This is a genomic window from Enterococcus sp. R12 (assembly GCF_058135755.1).
Genome location: NZ_CM176874.1, coordinates 742,976 through 762,508 on the forward strand (window position 1 = coordinate 742,976; position 19,533 = coordinate 762,508).

Annotated in this window: 17 protein-coding genes and 1 pseudogene; 16 read left to right on the top strand and 2 right to left on the bottom strand. The window is 41.9% G+C overall.

What is annotated here, in order from left to right; translation table 11 throughout:
* The first annotated feature begins 234 nt into the window (after nt 1-234).
* The 12 genes from ACTW1R_RS03440 to hisIE all read left to right on the top strand — a co-directional run bounded on the left by ACTW1R_RS03440 (nt 235) and on the right by hisIE (nt 13,157).
* Nucleotides 235-1,077: a Cof-type HAD-IIB family hydrolase gene (locus ACTW1R_RS03440; RefSeq protein WP_489927405.1), complete on the top strand. Its 843-nt coding sequence runs from the start codon at nt 235-237 to the stop codon at nt 1,075-1,077.
* A gap of 313 nt (nt 1,078-1,390) precedes the next feature.
* Nucleotides 1,391-2,197 (top strand): MurR/RpiR family transcriptional regulator, encoded by an 807-nt coding sequence (locus tag ACTW1R_RS03445; protein WP_005225196.1) that lies wholly within the window; start codon nt 1,391-1,393, stop codon nt 2,195-2,197.
* Nucleotides 2,187-3,632: a glycoside hydrolase family 1 protein gene (locus ACTW1R_RS03450; protein WP_087626973.1), complete on the top strand. Its 1,446-nt coding sequence runs from the start codon at nt 2,187-2,189 to the stop codon at nt 3,630-3,632. The genes ACTW1R_RS03445 and ACTW1R_RS03450 overlap by 11 nt, the downstream gene beginning before the upstream one ends.
* 88 nt (nt 3,633-3,720) lie before the next feature.
* Nucleotides 3,721-5,559: a glucose PTS transporter subunit IIA gene (locus ACTW1R_RS03455; protein WP_489927406.1), complete on the top strand. Its 1,839-nt coding sequence runs from the start codon at nt 3,721-3,723 to the stop codon at nt 5,557-5,559.
* Between the two features lie 285 nt (nt 5,560-5,844).
* Nucleotides 5,845-7,404 carry an ATP phosphoribosyltransferase gene (gene hisG, locus ACTW1R_RS03460; protein WP_167821588.1) on the top strand — a complete coding sequence of 520 codons (1,560 nt, stop codon included), beginning with the start codon at nt 5,845-5,847 and terminating at the stop codon, nt 7,402-7,404.
* On the top strand, nt 7,401-8,681 hold the full coding sequence (gene hisD / locus ACTW1R_RS03465) for a histidinol dehydrogenase (protein ID WP_489927407.1): 1,281 nt from the start codon (nt 7,401-7,403) through the stop codon (nt 8,679-8,681). Before hisG ends, hisD begins: the two co-directional genes overlap by 4 nt.
* Complete coding sequence (gene hisC / locus ACTW1R_RS03470) at nt 8,678-9,736, top strand: histidinol-phosphate transaminase (RefSeq protein WP_271813717.1); 1,059 nt, start codon at nt 8,678-8,680, stop codon at nt 9,734-9,736. The genes hisD and hisC overlap by 4 nt, the downstream gene beginning before the upstream one ends.
* Nucleotides 9,733-10,326 (top strand): imidazoleglycerol-phosphate dehydratase HisB, encoded by a 594-nt coding sequence (hisB, locus tag ACTW1R_RS03475; RefSeq protein WP_005225202.1) that lies wholly within the window; start codon nt 9,733-9,735, stop codon nt 10,324-10,326. Before hisC ends, hisB begins: the two co-directional genes overlap by 4 nt.
* 65 nt (nt 10,327-10,391) lie before the next feature.
* Nucleotides 10,392-11,015: an imidazole glycerol phosphate synthase subunit HisH gene (gene hisH / locus ACTW1R_RS03480; RefSeq protein ID WP_194188730.1), complete on the top strand. Its 624-nt coding sequence runs from the start codon at nt 10,392-10,394 to the stop codon at nt 11,013-11,015.
* On the top strand, nt 11,012-11,731 hold the full coding sequence (hisA, locus tag ACTW1R_RS03485; protein WP_271813718.1) for a 1-(5-phosphoribosyl)-5-[(5-phosphoribosylamino)methylideneamino]imidazole-4-carboxamide isomerase: 720 nt from the start codon (nt 11,012-11,014) through the stop codon (nt 11,729-11,731). Before hisH ends, hisA begins: the two co-directional genes overlap by 4 nt.
* Nucleotides 11,728-12,486, top strand: coding sequence for an imidazole glycerol phosphate synthase subunit HisF (gene hisF, locus ACTW1R_RS03490; RefSeq protein ID WP_086293280.1), 759 nt, complete (start codon nt 11,728-11,730; stop codon nt 12,484-12,486). The genes hisA and hisF overlap by 4 nt, the downstream gene beginning before the upstream one ends.
* Before the next feature lie 38 nt (nt 12,487-12,524).
* Entirely contained in the window at nt 12,525-13,157 is a 633-nt protein-coding gene (gene hisIE, locus ACTW1R_RS03495; RefSeq protein WP_086339201.1) for a bifunctional phosphoribosyl-AMP cyclohydrolase/phosphoribosyl-ATP diphosphatase HisIE, read from the top strand.
* A gap of 131 nt (nt 13,158-13,288) precedes the next feature.
* On the opposite strand, the gene ACTW1R_RS03500 is transcribed toward hisIE, so the two are convergent.
* Nucleotides 13,289-13,738 (bottom strand): DUF305 domain-containing protein, encoded by a 450-nt coding sequence (locus tag ACTW1R_RS03500; protein WP_005225207.1) that lies wholly within the window; start codon nt 13,736-13,738, stop codon nt 13,289-13,291.
* Nucleotides 13,739-14,546: 808 nt separating this feature from the next.
* On the opposite strand from ACTW1R_RS03500, the gene ACTW1R_RS03505 reads away from it, so the two are divergent.
* Together ACTW1R_RS03505 and ACTW1R_RS03510 are read left to right on the top strand one after the other, a co-directional pair.
* On the top strand, nt 14,547-15,020 hold the full coding sequence (locus ACTW1R_RS03505) for a YehS family protein (protein WP_010747557.1): 474 nt from the start codon (nt 14,547-14,549) through the stop codon (nt 15,018-15,020).
* Nucleotides 15,021-15,739: 719 nt separating this feature from the next.
* Nucleotides 15,740-16,327: a DUF1648 domain-containing protein gene (locus ACTW1R_RS03510; RefSeq protein WP_115231893.1), complete on the top strand. Its 588-nt coding sequence runs from the start codon at nt 15,740-15,742 to the stop codon at nt 16,325-16,327.
* Between the two features lie 89 nt (nt 16,328-16,416).
* On the opposite strand, the pseudogene ACTW1R_RS03515 reads toward ACTW1R_RS03510, so the two are convergent.
* Nucleotides 16,417-16,580: pseudogene (locus tag ACTW1R_RS03515) on the bottom strand (ISL3 family transposase); the annotation flags it as partial.
* A gap of 456 nt (nt 16,581-17,036) precedes the next feature.
* Here ACTW1R_RS03515 and ACTW1R_RS03520 point away from each other — a divergent pair.
* Both ACTW1R_RS03520 and ACTW1R_RS03525 read left to right on the top strand, forming a co-directional pair.
* Nucleotides 17,037-17,912 carry an AraC family transcriptional regulator gene (locus ACTW1R_RS03520; RefSeq protein ID WP_115231894.1) on the top strand — a complete coding sequence of 292 codons (876 nt, stop codon included), beginning with the start codon at nt 17,037-17,039 and terminating at the stop codon, nt 17,910-17,912.
* A 217-nt stretch (nt 17,913-18,129) separates the two neighbouring features.
* Nucleotides 18,130-19,452, top strand: a complete 1,323-nt coding sequence (locus ACTW1R_RS03525; protein WP_489927408.1) for an ABC transporter substrate-binding protein — start codon at nt 18,130-18,132, stop codon at nt 19,450-19,452.
* Nucleotides 19,453-19,533 lie beyond the last annotated feature (81 nt).

Genomic DNA, 19,533 nt, shown 5'->3' on the forward strand with positions numbered 1-19,533 from the left:
GCAAAGGATAAGTCACCTTAAAAGTGATCAAATGAAAGCCATTTGACGATCATCAAAGATAAAGGGCATCGAGAAAAAAGGAGAGCGTGTTTATGTATGAGTCAGTAAAATAGTCTAGCGAGGTTATCTTGTGATTTGTTATACTAATAGCAAGCGGCTGATGGTGACATCTTGGATTCAGCAAATATGTTCATGTGAGCGCTTTATTGATTGGGTTAGGAAAGAGGGAATGAAATGACGAAGAAAATTGTCTTTTTAGATGTAGATGGAACATTGTGCGATGATGCGGGAAACGTACCTGAAAGTGCTCGCCAAGCGATCACAGCGGCACATAAGAAGGGGCATGAATTTTTCTTGTGTACGGGTCGTTCAAAAGCCGAAATCACAGAAGATGTACTGGCACTGCCTTTAAGTGGAATGATTGGTGCCGGCGGCGGTTATTGCGAGGTGCACGATGAGGTGATTTTGCACAAAGTTTTTGAAAAGGAAGCCTTATTAAGACTGATCGATTTCTTAAAAGCAAACCAAATCGAGTATTACTTGGAATCGAATCAAGGATTATTTGCAAGTACCAATTTACGAAATCGTTTGCTGGAGATCATCTTAGCAGGTGAGCCTGTTGAAAGTGAAGCAGGAAAACAACGTGTTCAAACTATTCAGTGGTTCCTTGATTTATTGATTGAGGACGAAGCGAAAATCGATTACGATGACGTGAACAAAGTTTCCTTCATCAATCATTCCATTCCTTATGAACAGGTCCATGACCAATACCACGAACAATTCCAAATGATTCGCAGTACAGTTCCTGTTTTTGGCAAAGACAGTGGCGAGATCGGCATCAAGAATATCCACAAGAAAACAGCCGTCGATTTTCTCTTGAACCATCTAGGGATCGATAACAAAGATACCTTGTCATTTGGTGACGGCCATAATGATGTCGAAATGTTTGAAGCCGTTGCGACAGGAATTGCGATGGGCAATGCCTGTGAACAGCTATTGGCAGTAGCTGACGAGGTGACGGCTCGACCAGAAGACGGCGGGATTGCGCAAGCACTCCAAAAGCACGGTCTGGTGTAACCACCAAGAAGCATGACCAGCACATGCTTTTTTATGCTAGTCAGGTTTCATAGCAACAAAGTTCAGAAGACCTGTGAAGTGATCGACAGAGTAGTTTTTTGCTTCATTCTTGTGAAGAAGACTCTGATTAGAAAGAAGTACTATCAGTGACTATACAACATACAATAGGTAAAAGGGGACAGAAGCCGAATTCTGTGCCTCTTTTTTTATTTCTAGATAAGATTTAACTGGGGACAAGACATGCACCCCAATATTGGAAACGGATACGTTATAATTTAGATACAATCAAACTTGGCCAAGGGAGATTAAAAAAATGGATAATAATCGATTGAATTTCATTTATAAGTTAAATCATATTGTGAACGAAAATGAAGTAGGGACGGTTGAATTTGAACTTGCTAAATTTTTCTTAGAGAACTTCAAAAGCGTGACTCGATGGAACATTTATCAGATTGCAGAAGAGCAGCATGTATCGCGGGCCTCCATTCGACGATTTGCGAAACAATTGGGCTACGAAAACTTTTTAGATATGAAAAAGAATGCGGAAACTTTTGATGATGGAATCAATGAATTTCTGAGGTTTTACGGCTACCCCAATTTTTTGACTAAGCTTCAAGACAATATTACTTCCTTAATGGAAGAATTAAGTCTGCGTTTTAATACACAAGAAGTCGATCGTCTTGTCCGATTAATCAATGATAGTCGAGAAGTTATGATTTTGTGTTCAAGCAATATTACAGGTAGTGTAAAAACATTCCAACAGCGAATGGTTATCTTCGGCAAAAGAATTACTCTATTAACGTCAAAGAGCGATCTGACGTTAGCCTTGGAACACTACCAAGATCCCTTGATCATTGTTTTTTCGCTATCGGGTCTCTTCGTTTCTTCCATGCTTGAAATACTAAAAGAAGTCAAGGCACCAACGATTTTGTTTACAAATAATAGAAACCCAATCTATAACCGCTATTTTGATAAATTGTATCATTTAAGTTCACAAACACATGAAAAAGAAATTAATGAGCTGCTTTACTATACGTATGGCATTGATTTCGTACTTGATCTGCTATTCAATGGTTATTTACTTAAATTTAAGAGAGAAGGCAATGGGCATGCATTATAAAGATAAACCACTATTTCCAAAGGATTTTTTATGGGGCGCTTCAAGTGCGGCGTGGCAAGTTGAAGGGGCTGTAGCAGAAGATGGGCGTTCAACTGCGATCATCGACTTAAACAGCAAAAAGAAAAAGCCCTATACAGATAATTCGATCGCCGCTGATCATTACCATAAATACAAAGAAGATGTCCAATTAATGGCTGATGCGGGCTTTACTTCATATCGCTTTTCGATTGCTTGGCCTAGGATCTATCCTGATAATTCAGGGGTGCCCAATCAATTAGGCATTGACTTTTACAATCAGCTGATTGATGAATTAGTTGAACATGGCATTACTCCAATCGTCACTTTGTATCACTACGATATGCCAGTCTGGGTTGATGAAGAATTTAATGGTTGGTACGACCGAGGCATCATTGATGCATTTGACCAATATGTTAGAACCTGTTTTGAGTCATTCGGCGATCGTGTGAAATACTGGCTGGCAATTAATGAGCAGAACATGCAAATTGTCTATGGAGACTGGTTAGGAGTATGCAAATACCCAGAGACTTGGTTCGAAGATAAGTGGAAAGTCAATCATATTATGAACCTATGTCATGCAAAAGCGGTGATTGCGTGTCATGAATTGGTTGAAGACGGCAAGATCGGCCCGGTTCCTGGGATGGTTCCGTTTTATCCTGAGTCAGCAAAACCAGCAGATCAGATTGCAGCGATGAATGCAGAAGAACTGACGGAAAAAATCTGGAATGATTTTAATGCAAATCGTGAATACAATGGTTTTATTAAACGTTATTGGAAAGAAAATAATATTGACCCAGATATTCGCCCTGGGGATATGGAATTGGTTGCACAAGCAAAAATCGACTTTTTCGGCATCAATTGTTACCGTAGCAATGTAGCGAAGGAGTCACCAGTGGCATCCGATCATCAAGAAATTGGGTTGAACAAATCGGGGATAAAAGGGGAATTTGTTTACCCAAATTATCCAGGGATTTTTGCGCAAACGGTCAATCCTTTTGTCGAGACAACCGATTGGGATTGGGAGATCGATCCAGTTGCTATGCGTTACTTGTTACGCTACATGGAAGACCACTATCATTTACCAATGGTGATTACTGAGAATGGTTACGGGGCGCATGAGAAGCTAGGTGAGGATGGAAAAGTACATGATCAAGAACGAATTGATTTTTTAAATGATCAGATTTATCAAGTCGGATTGGCGATTGAAGATGGCGCAAAAGTCTTTGGTTATAATCCATGGTCCTTTACTGATCTTTTGAGTACGGGCAATGGGATGGCGAAACGGTATGGACTTGTCTATATCAATACAACTGATGAAGAGTTACTGGATTTACGTAGAATCCCGAAAGATTCTTACTATTGGTATAAAGAAGTGATCCAATCAAATGGTCAAACGTTAGTACGTCCAAAAGGATGAGAAATGAGCGATAGAAGAAAGAGCTTCTATCGCTCCTAAAACTACTTTTGTGAAAGCGGTTTATAAAATAAAGTGAGGATGAATCACTATGTCAAACTATCATGAACTGGTTGTGTATATTATAAAAAATATCGGAGGAATCGAAAATGTTCAAACAGTCAATCACTGCGCTACTAGGCTTCGGCTGCAGTTAAGTGATCCGACCGCTTTTGATGACAAGCAATTAAAAGAAAATAAACTTATTTTGGGCACAGTGAGAAGAGGCCATGAAGTTCAACTGATCATCGGTCCTGATGTGCCAAAAGTATATGCAATTTTTACAGAAAAGCGAAATCAAATGAATGGTCAGACGAAGGAGGAACGAAAAACGAAGCACACCCTCAAAGACTACGGCTTGCTGGTTGTCGATTTTATCAGTGGAACCTTCGTTCCAGTTCTACCGGTATTGGTAGCTGCTGGGCTGGTATCGGCGGTATTGAATATTGGCGTGACCTTTTTCGGACTTGCAGCTGACAGCGGAACCTACACGATTTTAAATGCTATCAATGATGCGGGTTTTTATTTTCTACCGATTTATATCGGTTATAGTGCTGCTAGAAAACTTGGAATCAATGGACTGATGGGTATGTTCCTAGGTGCGATCCTCGTCCACTCATTGATCAATGGCGTGGAAGGGTTGAATTTCTTAGGAATCGCTATCCCAACGATGAGTTATAATACAACGACTATTCCCGTAATATTTGGTGTTTTGTTTATGGCGTTAATGGATCGAATCGGGGATAAGTTTATTCCGCAATCGATCAAGTATTTCGTCAAGCCATTATTAGTTATTTTAATTATCGTACCTGTCACATTAATCGTATTAGGGCCAATTGGAAATGCAGTGGGCGGATACATTGCTAGTGGTTTGAGCTTTTTATACGACAAACTCGGCTGGTTTTCAGTTGGTGTCTTAGGAGCAATGACTCCGCTATTAGTCATGACAGGTACCAATCAAGCGTTGTTCCCCTTGGTCTTTGCTATGTTAGGAGACTACGGCTATGATTCATTTGTTATGCCAGCTATGCTGGCAGCCAACGTTGCCGTGGGTGCATCAGCCTTAGCTATTTCTTATACGGAAAAAAATACTGAAAAACGAGCTTTGGCTCTTTCTTCAGGACTGACTGGTGTGATGGGGATTACCGAGCCGGCTATTTTTGGCATCTTGATCAACTATCGAAGTGCTTTTATAGGAGCGATTCTAGGTGGTGCAGTAGGTGGGATCATGGCAGGGTTTGTTCAACTAAAACAATATGCAGTTGTTTCACCAGGTCTGGTTGCGATCCCGACTTTTATCCCGACAGATGGTTCTGGATTCAATAGCAATTTTTGGTTTGCAATCGTCGTCATTCTTCTGGCTGTATGCGTTTCTTTTACTACAACGATTCTCTTAGAACGAAAACGAGTTCAAGCAAATCAAATGAGTAAAGCCGAAGATGCTTTGAAAGTCAGCAGCCCAATATCGGGAAGTGTTATTTCTCTTGAGGCAGTCAAGGATCCGATGTTTTCGGAAAAAATGATGGGGAATGGAGTGGCGATCATTCCTTCTGATGAAAACATAGTTGCTCCTTTTGATGGCTATGTGATTATGACTACACCCACCAAGCACGCGATTGGCTTAAGAGGCGAGAATGGGGTCGAACTTTTGATCCACATCGGGATCGACACGGTTCATCTAGATGGAAAAGGATTTACCCTTTATGTAGCTGAAAATCAATACGTTAAAGCTGGAGAAAAATTGATTTCTTTTGATGAAAAAGAAATCAGTGCAGCAGGCTATGATCTAACGATTCCCATCATTGTCACCAACACAGCTGATCATGAACCCTTTGCTCAGACGATACAGCAAAAAGTAAATAGCAGCGATTATTTATTTTCAGTTCAATAATGGGTTCCCAATCAATTCTTTTTCAAGCTCCTAGGCGCGGACCTCAACTATACCTTCAAGTGAAAGCCCTGTCCTGAATTTTCAGCAGGGCTTTTTATTTGATGCCCTTTCTTTGTCGCTACCAATAAAGTGTATAGAAAAATTCCAGAATATTTCGAAAAATACCATTGCTTATTTATGGCAAAACCATTAGTATTATTAGAAAAACTGATGGTGAATCGATGATAAAGCGAGCCTTTAACAGTGAGAAAGCCGAATCAGTGGCATGAAATAGGAGTGATAAGTGTGGAAGAGTTATGGAATGTATTAAAACCAGCCGAACAAGTCGAACTGAAATTAAGAAAATTGTATACGCAGCATCATTTTTCACCTTATCACTCGAACAATTTTGAAGAGTATCGCAACTATCAGCAAAATGATCAGTTTTTGCGTGGTTCTTCCATCATCACGTTTACAGGCACGGATGGCAGGACGATGGCGCTAAAACCTGATGTCACCTTGTCGATTGCCAAAAATACACCTTCTGGAGAAGCGCGCAGAGTGTATTATGTGGAGGATGTCTATCGACAGGATCGTCAAGCAGGGGAATACCAAAAGATCGATCAAATCGGTTTGGAGCTCATTGACCAAATCACATGGGAAGATCAACTGGAGGTTGTAAAACTGGCTTGGGAAAGTTTGGCTCAGGTGGGAAAAGGGACCTTGGATCTGTCTCATATGGGGATTTTGGATGGCATCTGCCAACGCTTCCCCGAAGCGGATCGACAAAAGGTACTGCACTGCCTGCGGGACAAGAGTTCTCATGGCATGGATGCACTGACTGAAAAAGCTGGCTTGTCAGCAACAGAAGCTGAAAAATTGGCGAAACTGGTACGTTTGTCAGGTGATTTTGAAACCAAGTATCAAAAGGCCAAAGAGCTGCTGGCAGAGTATCCCCAAGCACAAGCTGGTTTAGCAGAACTAAAACAATTGTATCAAGCATTGCAAAAAGAACAACTGTCAGCCTCCATTCGGATAAGGCTGGATTTTTCAATTTTAAATGATGCCGATTATTACAGTGGCTTGCTGTTTCAAGGATTCATCGAAGAAGCAAGAGAGACGATTTTATATGGCGGCCGTTATGATCGCTTGATGAGTCGGCAAGGCAAAGAGCAAGGAGCGATCGGGTTTGGTATGAAGCTCAACCATGTAGGGCAAAAGGTGCCGACTGACAACGAAAGTTCAGGCTATTTGAACATTGCGCTACCTAAAGGTCGAATGGGGGATGCCGTATACGATTTGTTTACGAAAGCTGGAGTTGCTGCGCAAGGCGTCTTCAAAGACAATCGCCAACTAATTTTTTGTGATGAAGAAAACAAGCTGCGCTTTTTCTTAGTCAAGCCTAGCGATGTGGCGATCTATGTGGAGCACGGAGTGGCGGATATCGGTGTCGTAGGCAAAGATATTTTAATGGAAAGCAAGGCAGAAGTCATCGAATTTCTTGATTTGCATATGGGGGTCTGCCGTTTGGCAGTAGCTGCGCGTACGGATTTTGAGGAAGATTTCTCCCGCCCGCTGCGGGTCTCCACAAAATATCCGCAGATCACCCGCCGGTTTTATCAAGGATTAGGTCGCTCGGTGGAATTGATCCAACTGCATGGATCGATTGAATTGGCTCCTTTGTTAGGTCTCTCCGATGTGATCGTTGACATCGTCGAAACGGGGACGACACTAAAAGAAAATGATTTAGAAGTGATCCAAGACATCGCGCCGTCTTCAGCGCGTTTAGTGATCAACCACGCCACGTGGCGTTTCAAGCAAGAACGCATTCAAACAGTGATTGAGAAGGTGAGGGAGCAATTATGAGAATTTTTTCGACCCAAAAAGATACGATCGAAACGATTGTGGCAAGGAAACAGTCGGAAACGAAGGATGTTTCAACCGTTGTCGCCCAAATCATTGACCGTGTTCAGCAGCAAGGAGATCAGGCGTTGTTTCAATTAATTGAAGAAATCGATCAAGTGACCTTGTCTTCCTTAACCGTCAGTCTTGAGGAGGTTGAAACGGCTGTCCAAGCCGTCTCCCCTGAGCTGCTTGAGGTGATGGAACAGGCGAAGGAAAACATTTTGGCATTTCATCAAAAGCAAGTCCAGCAAGGCTTTGTCTTGACGAAGGAAAATGGCGTTGTGATGGGACAGCGGGTCTTGCCACTAGCAAAAGTCGGGGTCTACGTTCCTGGCGGCACAGCAGCTTATCCTAGTACGGTTTTGATGGATGTCCTGCCCGCAAAAATCGCCGGGGTCAAAAAAATCGTTATGATCACACCGACGGACAGCCAAGGAAAAGTTCCAGCTGCTATCTTAGCGGCAGCTTCCGTTGCTGGAGTGGATGAAATCTACAAAGTCGGTGGTGCCCATGGCGTAGCGGCATTGGCTTATGGGACAGAAACGATTCCCAAAGTCGACAAAATCGTGGGACCAGGAAATATTTATGTCGCCACAGCGAAAAAAATGGTGTACGGCGAAGTTGATATCGATATGATCGCAGGGCCCAGCGATGTGCTGATCATCGCCGATGCCAGCGCAAATCCTCGCTGGCTGGCAGCGGATCTTTTGGCACAAGCCGAGCATGATATCTTAGCGCAAGCCATCTTAGTCACAACAGAAGCAGCCTTGATTGAACAACTCCAAGTAGAGCTTGACTTGCAGCTGAAGCAACTGCCCCGAAAAGACATTGCAGCTGCGGCACTTGAATCTAGCGGAAAGCTGATCCTAGTCAAAGATTTGACCGAAGCACTTACCATTGCCAATCAAATCGCCCCAGAACACCTTGAATTAGCAGTGGCAGATCCTTTTGCTTTGTTGGGACAAGTAGAAAATGCGGGCAGTGTCTTTTTAGGACATCATACACCAGAAGTGCTGGGAGATTATTTTGCTGGGCCAAATCATACCCTACCAACAGAAGGGACCGCTCGTTTCTACTCGCCGTTATCAGTGGATGATTTTATTAAGAAAAGCAGCTACTTGTATTATCCAGAAGCAGCCATGAAGGCGGCTGGTCCAGCCGTAGCGTTGTTCGCAGAAACCGAAGACTTGATCGGCCATGCCCGTTCGATCAATGTACGAAGAGAGGGAGAAAAATGACCTTTTTACATCAAAAGTATCACAAGCTGACTCCTTATACACCAGGGGAACAAGTAGACGAGCAAGCCGTTATTAAACTGAACACCAATGAAAGTCCTTATCCGCCAGCACCAAGTGTTCAAGCAGCGGTTGCCGATGCCACCCACAAGCTGAATCGTTACTCGGATATTGCTGCTGAAGTGGTGACAACCCCTCTGGCTGCTTATCTTGGCGTTACACCAGCCCAGCTGTTTCTCGGTAATGGTAGTGACGAAGTCTTGTCCTATCTCTTTCAAGGCTTCACGGAAAACGGCATCGCCTTTCCCGATGTGACCTATGGGTTTTATCAAGTGTATAGTGCCTTGTACCAAGTCGCTGCCACCGTTGTTCCGCTGCAAGAAGATTTCTCGATCGCGTTAACGGACTATGATTCGCTCAAAGGGACCGTCATTTTTGCCAATCCCAATGCGCCGACTGGGGTTTATCAAGAACAAAGCGAAATTTGTGCCTTTCTAAAACGGCATCCCGATCGCTTAGTGATTGTCGATGAGGCCTATATCGATTTTGGCGGCACTTCAATGGTTTCTTTGATCGATCAATACCCAAATCTCTTGGTTGTCGGAACGTTTTCGAAATCTCGGCAGCTGGCAGGGGCACGTCTGGGCTTTGCGGTTGCCAATGAAAGACTGATCCAAGACTTGAATCGGTTGAAATTTAGCTTGAATCCTTACAATGTTAATAGTTTGACCCAAGCCGCAGGTGCAGCCGTTTTGCAGGAACAAGCGTATGTCGATGAGAAGATCCAAGCAACGATCCACGTGCGTGAGTGGAGCAAGCAAGCCCTAGCGAAGCTCGGCTTTGAGCAGACCGACAGCCAAGGAAATTTTTTGTTTGCAAGGCACCCTGCGATTGCTGGTGAAGAGTTGTATCAGGCACTGAAAGAGCAGAAAATCTTCGTCCGCTGGTTTAATCAGCCCCGCATCAAAGAGTATTTGCGAATCACGGTAGGAACGAGGGCCCAGATGGAACGATTGATGACGGTGTTAACAACGATCATAGAAGAGGTGAAGGAATGAGAAAAGCAGAAGTTACCCGCAATACGACTGAAACCAAGATCCACCTGCAGTTGACGATCGATGGTACTGGTCAGCAATCAATCAAGACTGGTGTGGGGTTTTTAGACCACATGCTGGAATTATTTGTCCGCCACGGTCGCTTTGATTTGACGTTGGTCTGTGATGGCGATACAGAAGTAGATGCCCATCACACAACAGAAGACGTTGCCATCGCCATTGGCCGAGCGTTTTCAGAAAGTCTTGGGGAGCGACGAGGCATCAAACGTTATGGCAGTATGCTGCTGCCGATGGACGAAGCCTTAGTCATGACAGCGATCGATATCAGCGGTCGTGGCATGGCAGTCGTAGAGTTGGCGATACCGAGCGAAAAAATCGGGCAGCAGTTTGATACAGAATTGGTTGAAGAATTTTTCATTGCTTTTGCCCGTGAATTAGGTGCTACGATCCATCTCCATCAAATCGCTGGGAAAAACAGCCACCACATTGTGGAAGCTTGTTTTAAAGGCTTTGGGCGTGCCTTAGGTGAAGCAGTAGCGATCAATCAAGCAGCCCCAGATGAGATCCCTTCAACCAAAGGGACGATCCAGTGATTCATGAGGGAAAAATGATTACGTATCTTCCACACAGATGGATGAGATAAGGAAAGGGGCGTATTATGTTAGCAATCATCGACTATGGGGTCGGCAATTTGTTCAGCTTGTCTCGTTCGCTGGATTATTTGGGTGTTGACTGCCAAATCACGCGTTCACTAGCAGAATTAAAAGCTGCTGACCGCATTCTTTTACCCGGCGTAGGCGCTTTTGGCGATGCCCGCCAAAAGTTGGCAGAGTTGTCGCTGATCGAACCGATCCAAGAATTGGCAGCAGCTGGCAAACCCTTTTTAGGCATTTGTTTAGGGATGCAGCTGTTGTTCGACAGCAGCGAGGAGTTTGGCACACATGTGGGGCTCGGTTTGATTCCAGGACGGATCGTTTCCATGCAAAGCGCCTTTGAAGAAGCCAAACTGAATCTGAAAGTGCCGCAGATTGGTTGGAATCGGCTGACTGTCAGAAAGGAAAGTCCTCTCGTCAGCGGGCTAGGGGAACAAGACTTTGTCTACTATGTCCACAGTTATTTTGCTACTGATTGCCAAGAGTATGTCATAGCAGACAGTGACTATGGTCTAGCAATTCCCGGTATCGTGCAAAAAGACAATGTCTTCGGCACTCAGTTTCACCCAGAAAAAAGTGGGGCTGTCGGGTTGAAGATTTTAAAAGCATTTACGGAGGTGCCGCTATGAAAATTTTTCCAGCAATTGATCTGTTAGATCAAAAAGTGGTCCGTTTGTACCAAGGAGACTATGAGCAAAAAGAAGTGTTTGGGGATGATCCAGTGGCATTTGCTCGTTCATTTGAAGAAGAAGGTGCCAACTATCTGCACCTCGTCGACTTAGATGGTGCCAAAGCGGGCAAACTCCATTACTTTGATGTCGCAAAAAGCATCGTCCAGCAAACCAATCTGTTTGTCGAAGTTGGCGGTGGGATTCGTGAGGAAGAAACGATCCAGCATTGTTTAGCAGCAGGCGTTCATCGGGTGATCCTCGGCACGATTGCCCAGAAAGACCCAGCATTCACAAAAGCGATGCTCAAGAAATACGGCAATAAGATCGCGATTGGGGTCGATGCCAAGGAAGAAAAAGTGGCCGTGGAAGGCTGGCTCGAGAAAACGGCAACAGACGCGTTTACTTTTTGCCAACAATTGGTGGCATGGGGAGCGCAAACGATCATCTTTACCGAAATCTCGCGTGACGGTACAGGAGAAGGAATCAATCTGCCCTTATACGAAAAACTCAATCAATTGGATTGCGACATCGTGGCTTCTGGCGGCGTGGCTTCATTGGCAGATATCAAAGGATTAAAACAGTTGGGCATCTCTGGCGTGATCGTTGGGAAATCCCTATATAACGGCAGTCTCCAATTGGCGGATGTCTTAGCAGCAGGGGAGGCAGAAGCATGATCGCCAAACGAATCATTCCTTGCCTTGATGTGCGAGATGGGCGAGTCGTGAAAGGGGTCAATTTTGCTGGCTTAAAAGATGTCAATGATCCAGTGACTTTGGCGCGCTTTTACAATGAACAAGGCGCCGATGAGCTGGTTTTTTATGACATTACTGCTTCTGCAGAAGAACGCGGCTTATTCACGGACATTTTGCAGCGCGTGGCGTCAGAAGTGTTTATCCCCTTGACGGTGGGCGGTGGCATCAATCAAGTAGCAGATTTTGAGCGAGTCTTAAACTGTGGCGCCGACAAAGTCAGCGTCAATTCGGGAGCGCTTCGCCGACCAGAGTTGATTGCAGAAGGCGCGAAACGCTATGGCAGCCAGTGCGTTGTTTTATCCGTTGATGTTCGCCGAGTCGGTGAGAACTGGCATGTGTTTGCCAAAGGCGGCCGGGAAGATACAGGCTTAGAAGCATTGGCGTGGATTCACCAGGCTGAGCAGTTAGGTGCTGGCGAACTTGTTATCAACAGCATGGATACCGATGGCGTGAAGCAGGGGTTTGATTTAGACTTGCTGAAAGCTGTCAGCGAAATCACCAAATTACCGATCGTCGCATCGGGTGGTGCTGGCAAAAGTGCCGATTTTATCGAGCTGTTTCAATTGCCAAATATTGAAGCAGGGCTGGCGGCCTCGATTTTTCACTATGGCGAGGTGAAAATCCCAGAGCTGAAAAAACAATTACAGGCCGTCGATATTCCCGTACGAATCGTATAGCGTTGGCGTTTTGATAGGCAATAGAAGGAGTGGATAACATGGTGCAAGTACGATTTGATGAACAAGGATTGGTTCCAGTGATCGTGCAGGATGTGGAAACGAATGAAGTTTTGACCTTGGCTTATATGAACCAAGAAAGTTTGACCTTGACCTTGAAGGACCGATTGATGACCTTTTATTCCCGCAGTCGCCAAGAATTGTGGCGCAAAGGAGAAACCAGCGGCAATTACCAGCATTTAGTATCATTGACCGCAGATTGCGATCAAGATGCCTTAGTCGCCAAAGTAAAAAAAGACGGACCTGCTTGCCATACAGGCACAGAAAGCTGCTTTACAGAGGTGCTTTATGGTACAGAATCCTCTCCGACCATCGATGCGTTGTATGAGCTGATAAAAGGTCGTAAAGATACGCCGCAAGAAGGCAGCTATACCAGCTACTTGTTTGAAAAAGGCTGTGAGAAAATCTTAAAAAAAATTGGCGAGGAAGCAACCGAGGTCGTGATTGGGGCGATGAAGGAAGACCGCCAAGAAACCGTTTATGAGATTGCTGATTTGGCGTACCACACATTGGTTTTAATGGCAGAAATGGGGATTGATTTAGCGGCTATCCGCCAAGAGCTTGCCAAGCGTCATGTTGTGGACAAGAAAGTCAAACAAGAACGGATGCAATAATGGTCAGGGTTTTTCAGTAGAAAGAAAGCAACTGACGATAAAAAAAGAAGCCCTTCATCCATTGCTTGAAGGGCTTTGCATCCGTGCGATAAAGTTGATCTGCTGGTTCTTTGAGTGAGCACACAAACTGGCTATTTGTTTTCCAACTCTTCGATCAATTCTTTCATTTCTTTGATTTCTTTTTCCTGTGCGTCAATGATTTTTTCTGCAAGTTCTTTTACTCTTGGATCAGACAAATCGGCATTTTTACTGGTTAGAATCGCAATCGAATGATGGGGAATCATGGCTTTCATCCAGGCCGTATCTCCCACGGCGGTTTGGCTTCTGACCATAAATAGTGAACCAAAAAAAAGTACAACACTGACAACTAAAATTCCGATATTCATTTTCTTGTTGTCATACATCTTCCACATAAATAACAGCATGATGATCGCCATCATCGCGCCCATCATCAGTGCCATAAATAGGCGGGTTTGGCTGAAAAAGATATGATCGAGGGCGTAGACATTGAAATACATCATACAAAACATAATCACCGTCGATACCCCAATCATCACCAAAAATTTCCCGTATTTCTTCATTTCTTTCCTCTCCTTTTTGTTTTTGCTACACGAAATAAAACAATAAAATCAACCAAAAGGGTCAAGAACACCTGCCTTGCTTTTGATTATTTTATTGTTAAGCAAAAAATTTTCTCGTTAAATTAAGTATAGCGGATAAGAAGAGTTTAGAAAAATAATACACTTAAGCAGGTTCCTTTTAGAGATGAGGAAACGATGACCAAGCGTGCATCCTGTCATCCATATAGAGGCAACGATCGGCTAAGCCCCCCATTTTAAAAGAAGATTGAAAATCAGGGGATTTTAAGCAGTAAATGAAAAAGGACGAAAATACGCCCTTCATAAAAGAAATCAAACTCCCTTATTTCTTTTTTCTTTTGTTCGTTGAATAGATACTAAGCACAAGGGCTATTCCTATACATAGAATCAACACAAAAGTCATTTTTCCCCTCCTAGTTCTTTGTCCTGAAAAGCGAAAACCATCCATTTTTTGTTCCTTCAGTGTTTGATTGCGTTATGATGAATGAAGGATAAAGCAGACCTACTTTTATCATCGGTAATGATCGGCAGTAGAAAATACTCGAATGATTTTCCTAATCTATGTATCATGTTACAGTGAAGAAGACAGATGATGGCGACAGAAACTGTTTTGGTCGTTACTGTTTGTGTCGTGAATCAGTACAAGTGACATTCACATGAACGCAAACGGGTGTTATCTAAGCGTTGGACAATTGATTTTCTAGCAATCCCAAGCAAAGGAATTCAAAAATGATGGTTCTTAAGCATTTTTATTTGTTATAATCAACCTAAGAAATGGATGGTGTATAGAATGAATCACAATGATCGCTTGACGCGTTTACGCTATGCTTTGGATATCAAGGATACCGACATGGTGAAAATTTTTGAACTTGGCGGCGCTTCTTTCACAAAAGAAGAAGTAAGACAATTATTGAAGAAAAAAGATCCTGAGACCTACGAGATTGAGTGTACCAATGAAGCCTTTGAGCGTTTCTTAAATGGTTTGATTCGCTCGCAACGAGGAACAAAGCCAGATGCTGCAGAACCTGTCTTAGAGTTGAACAATGGCAATGTAAATAATTTGATGCTGAAGAAAATAAAAATCGCCCTTTCCCTAACAACAGATGAAATGCTGGACATTTTCGAGCAAGCGGGAGTCAAAGTTTCAAAAGGTGAATTAGGCGCCATTTTACGAAAAGAAGGCCATCGCAATTACAAGCCATGCCTAGACAAATATGCCCGCAACTTTTTAAAAGGATTGACGATCGAGTATCGGGATAATTAGTTTGACAGGTAAAAGGCAGATAGTGGGAAAAACATATGAAATAGTGGCACTTCGGCAATAGAGACTGATGAGTCATAGGTGAAGAACCCCACCAATTTCCAGATTGATAAACACAAGGATGATCTGCTTTTACTTATCCGTCTTTTTTCTATTCAATACATGTATATGTATTGAATAGAATTTGATGAAATCTCAAAATAGCCTGTTTAGACAGTTTCTTTCATACAGAATTGTCTAAATTGTGATCTTAGCAGTTATTTAGCTACTATTTTTCTTTACTCTTGAAAAAATATAAATTCATCATAATCTTTTAAAACAATACAAGGAGGAAGAAATTTGTTCGGATGCGCCCCAAGAAGCTGATCCGAATTGGTTCTTCGATATGAATAATCTGTTAGTGTATTTTGCTTCAGTTAGGGCGGCTGCCATTGGCTATTATCAGAGCATTATGCAAAGCAGTATCATGATTTTCTTAAAATTTGGATGACCAGATTATATACTAATAAAAGTGAAGGTGTGAGTACCTGAAAGTGAAATACCTAAGTTTTATCATAGATGTCTGAGTTGTGCTTTTATGATAATAGTCCATAAATAGTATTCGTCATTAATGAGAAATATGGTAAAATTATTAATGGAATTATGACTTTATTTTTGGTGAAAGTGATTTAATACAACAACGAGTTGACCCATCAATGATAGAAAGCTAGGCGACAATTGCTATGAAAAACAAACTATTCTTTTCTTTAGTATTGTGCGGATTACCAATAATCCCAACTATTTATTTCTTTTCAGATCTTCCTGATCAGATGGTTATTCATATCAATAGTGAGGGAATACCAGATGCTTATGCAAACAAATACTTGGCTACATTTGGTGTTATTCTCTTTTGCATGGTCATTCAATTTGTACATTATAAATGGAAGATTCAGAATAAAAATGAGTTAGATGGTATGGCAGAATTAATATCTTTGCTGGTCATGCCAGTTATTACTAATCTTACGCTATTAAGTATTCTACACTATTCATTAAAGGGGCAAAAATTGATTATTGATCCGACTAAAATAGTTGGAATCCTGTTACTTATTTTGGGTTTACTAATTTTCAACTTTAAATGGAATTTTATGTTCCTAAATCCGTGGAGAAAAATAGAACAGCCACTTAACGATTCACTCATTAAAATCACTTCAGTATTATATTCTCTTTCAGGTTTGTTTCTAATTTTTTTGCATCCCTCGGGATTGTTACAAATTTTAGTATTAATAATATTAATTGTGGCTCCTAGATTTTTTCTATTGTTATTAAACTGAATGAAATGGCTTTTTGTCAATAAGGACTAGTGAGTTGTGCAAAATCAAATCTGGGTCAGAATGAATCTCATTCTGGCTCAGATTTTTTGTTATCTTACTTTGAATACTTGATTGATTAAAAAGTTTCTAATTCTCATATTTACAAATGATTTAAGTTCGTAGGATATTCATTTCATTGTCTTTATGTGGCTGTCCTTCACTTCTATTTTTCCATTGGAGTAAGGATAGAACCTCGCAATGTGATGCCTTCTTCCTTTGAAGTAAAAATCATTCATTTTGAAAGGGGCAATGGAGTGAAAGTATTAGGAAGTTGTGTAAACACTCTAGGTAAGTAGCAGTGGCTTCTCCAAAATCCTTCGTATCAATAAAATTCGTTTTCTCATGACCGGCAGGAATGCAAGTCAAGCAATCCATAACTGAAAACTTTTCCTGTGGTTTTTTGGCAAAGTCAATCAGACAAACTTTTCACATAATATTTTCTTTCTTTACTATGGGTTCAATCAGGGGAAAACCGACTTTGAGATGAAAAAAATACTATGATTACAGGTTTTAAAAGAGATAAAAATAACCAGTATATCGAATTCGAATTTATTCGTAATTGTTATTTTTTATTGGATGCGCTTTCTATGGTGAAGGAAATATGTCACAATTATCATAAGATAAGAGGATTTTTTCGGTTAAAAGAAGAAAACAAAAGGAGGAGTAAAAAATGAAGACAGTCCTTTTTCGAGGCATGATGAATGGATTGGAAATCGATCGTGCACAAAGAGACAGTACGTATAACATGGTGAAGCATTGGCATCCAGAATGCGAGATTCAATATTTTATTGAAGGGAAACGCTATTTTTTAATCGACGAAAAAACCTATGAAGTTCAAACGGGTTCTTTGGTTCTGGTTCCTTCAACGCTTGTCCATAACACATTTTCGGGAAACTATATCTTTCACGATCGTATATTGGTCCTGCTTGAAGCAAACAAGTTTCCTAGAATCAATCAAGCTATTGGCGAACCCCTTTGTCAGTTTTTTGTAAAGCATCAAGGGAGGGTTCAAATTCCTAAAGAACAGCAAGCATATGTTCAAAAACTTTTGACTCAACTGGCAGACGAAGTCATCCAAAAGGAATCTAACTATCAGGCAATGGTCGAAACAAAATTGATTGAACTCCTGATCTTTCTTCAGCGAATCAAGCAAGCCGATTGTTTAAGTGATAAACCCTCGGGAAGCAAAGTGAAGGAACTTGTAGAACAGCTTTCTGCTTATATACGGCTTCATTACGCCACGATCCATTCGCTAGATCAAATTGCAGCTGCTTTTTATTTTGATAAATCGTATTTAAGTCGGATATTCAAAAGTGCCACTGGCTATACCATTACTGAGTATTTAAATATTCAACGCATTCGCCAATCACAGCGTTTGTTGGAAGATACCGATTGGGATATTGCAGAAATAGCGAAATCCGTTGGGTATAGTAATATTACTTATTTCAACCGTGTGTTCAAAAAATACACAGAGACATCGCCCCTTCAATACCGTAAAAAACAAAGCGCCTACAAAGAAAGTTTACGAGAAAAGAATAATTTTTGAACAGCTCATCTTATGTTTCTTTGGTTTTGCCACGTAACATAAAACTACAATCAAAAGAAAAAGTCAAAATTGTATAAGTTTCATGATATTTCATCACTATTTTGTGGAGGTTTTTGGGATCCATTGCTGAGAAAACATTCCTTCGTTAAAATCGTTAATGAATAGAGGATCACTGAAATGAAAACGTGTGCATTTAATGAAGGAGGAAAGAAATGTTATGAAAAGAAAGCTATTATTAGTCAGCCTTTTTAGTACGTTGGTTTTAGCTGCTTGTGGAACTCCGGCTGATTCCGACAGACCAGAAAGCGGAAGTACAGAAGAGGTTACCATCAAGTTTGCTTGGTGGGGCGCAGACAATCGTCATGAGGCAATGCAAGACTTGGTACAGCTATTTGAAGAAGAACACCCTCATATTAAGGTGGAAACTGAGTATGGCGCTTGGGATGGTTGGCAAGAAAAAACCTTGACGCAGCTATCAGGAAAAACAGAAGCTGATGTGATGCAAGTAAATTACAATTGGCTGTTTTCATTTGGAAAAGGCAAGAATATTTTTATGGATCTAAATGAAGTCAGCGATTATTTGACCCTGGATAATTGGGGAAGCTCTTATTTAGAAGCAATGCAAGTTGATGGTGAACAAGCGGCTGTTCCTCACGGATTAATGACTGGGCGAGTCCCCTTGATGAATCAAGCGTTGTATCAAGAAAATGGCCTTGATTTACCAACGACCTATGATGATTTACTTGCCGCGGGTCAAACGATTGCTAAAGATAATACGGCTACAGGGGAAGACAATCAGTATGCCTATCTAACAGTTGGTGAATTTGCACTCGATTTGTTTATTGCCCAAATGCTCTATGACTACACTGGAAAAATCATGCAAACCGATGGTACTGTCAATTATAGTGTAGAGGAAGTCCGAGAAGTGTTGAAACGCTACAAAGCGTTAGAAGATGCAGGGGCATTGCCAACCTTTGAACAGACAAGTCCAATTGATACGGAGTCTAACCCGCAGTGGGTCGAAGGAAAAGCGGGTTCGGTTTATGAATGGGCCAATACCTTGGCGAAGTGGACAGACTCTTATAAAGGCGGTCAGGCACAAGAGGAGCTGGTTGTGGGAGATTTCTTACAAGTTGATGCTGCAACTAAGCCGAAAGTTTATGTGAAGCCCACTTTCGGATACGCAATTTCTAGAAATTCCAAACATCCAGAAGCTGCAGCCACATTTATTGAATTCTTATTTACCAATGAAGAAGCAGTGAAAATCGCTGGTGGCACATTAGGAATTTCTAGCAATGCTGTTTGTTACGACTATCAAGTAGCGAATAATCTAGTAGAAGGTGCAGTTGCCCAAGGATACGAAAAGCTCGATGAGTATGAGACAACTGTTTTAGATCCCTATTTCGAAGACGAAAATGTTCGTGGAGAAAGATACACCGTTTATGAAGCATTTCGAACAGGTAAATTCACTGCCGAAGAAGCAGCCGCTCAATTTGTTGAAAAACAACAGGCGGCGTTAGATAAGCATTATCAAGAATAATTGATGGTTGGGAAGGAGTTGGGAAGGAGTCTGAACGAAGCTTTGCGGAGAGTCCTTCCCTTCTATTTTCAAAAAGCAGAC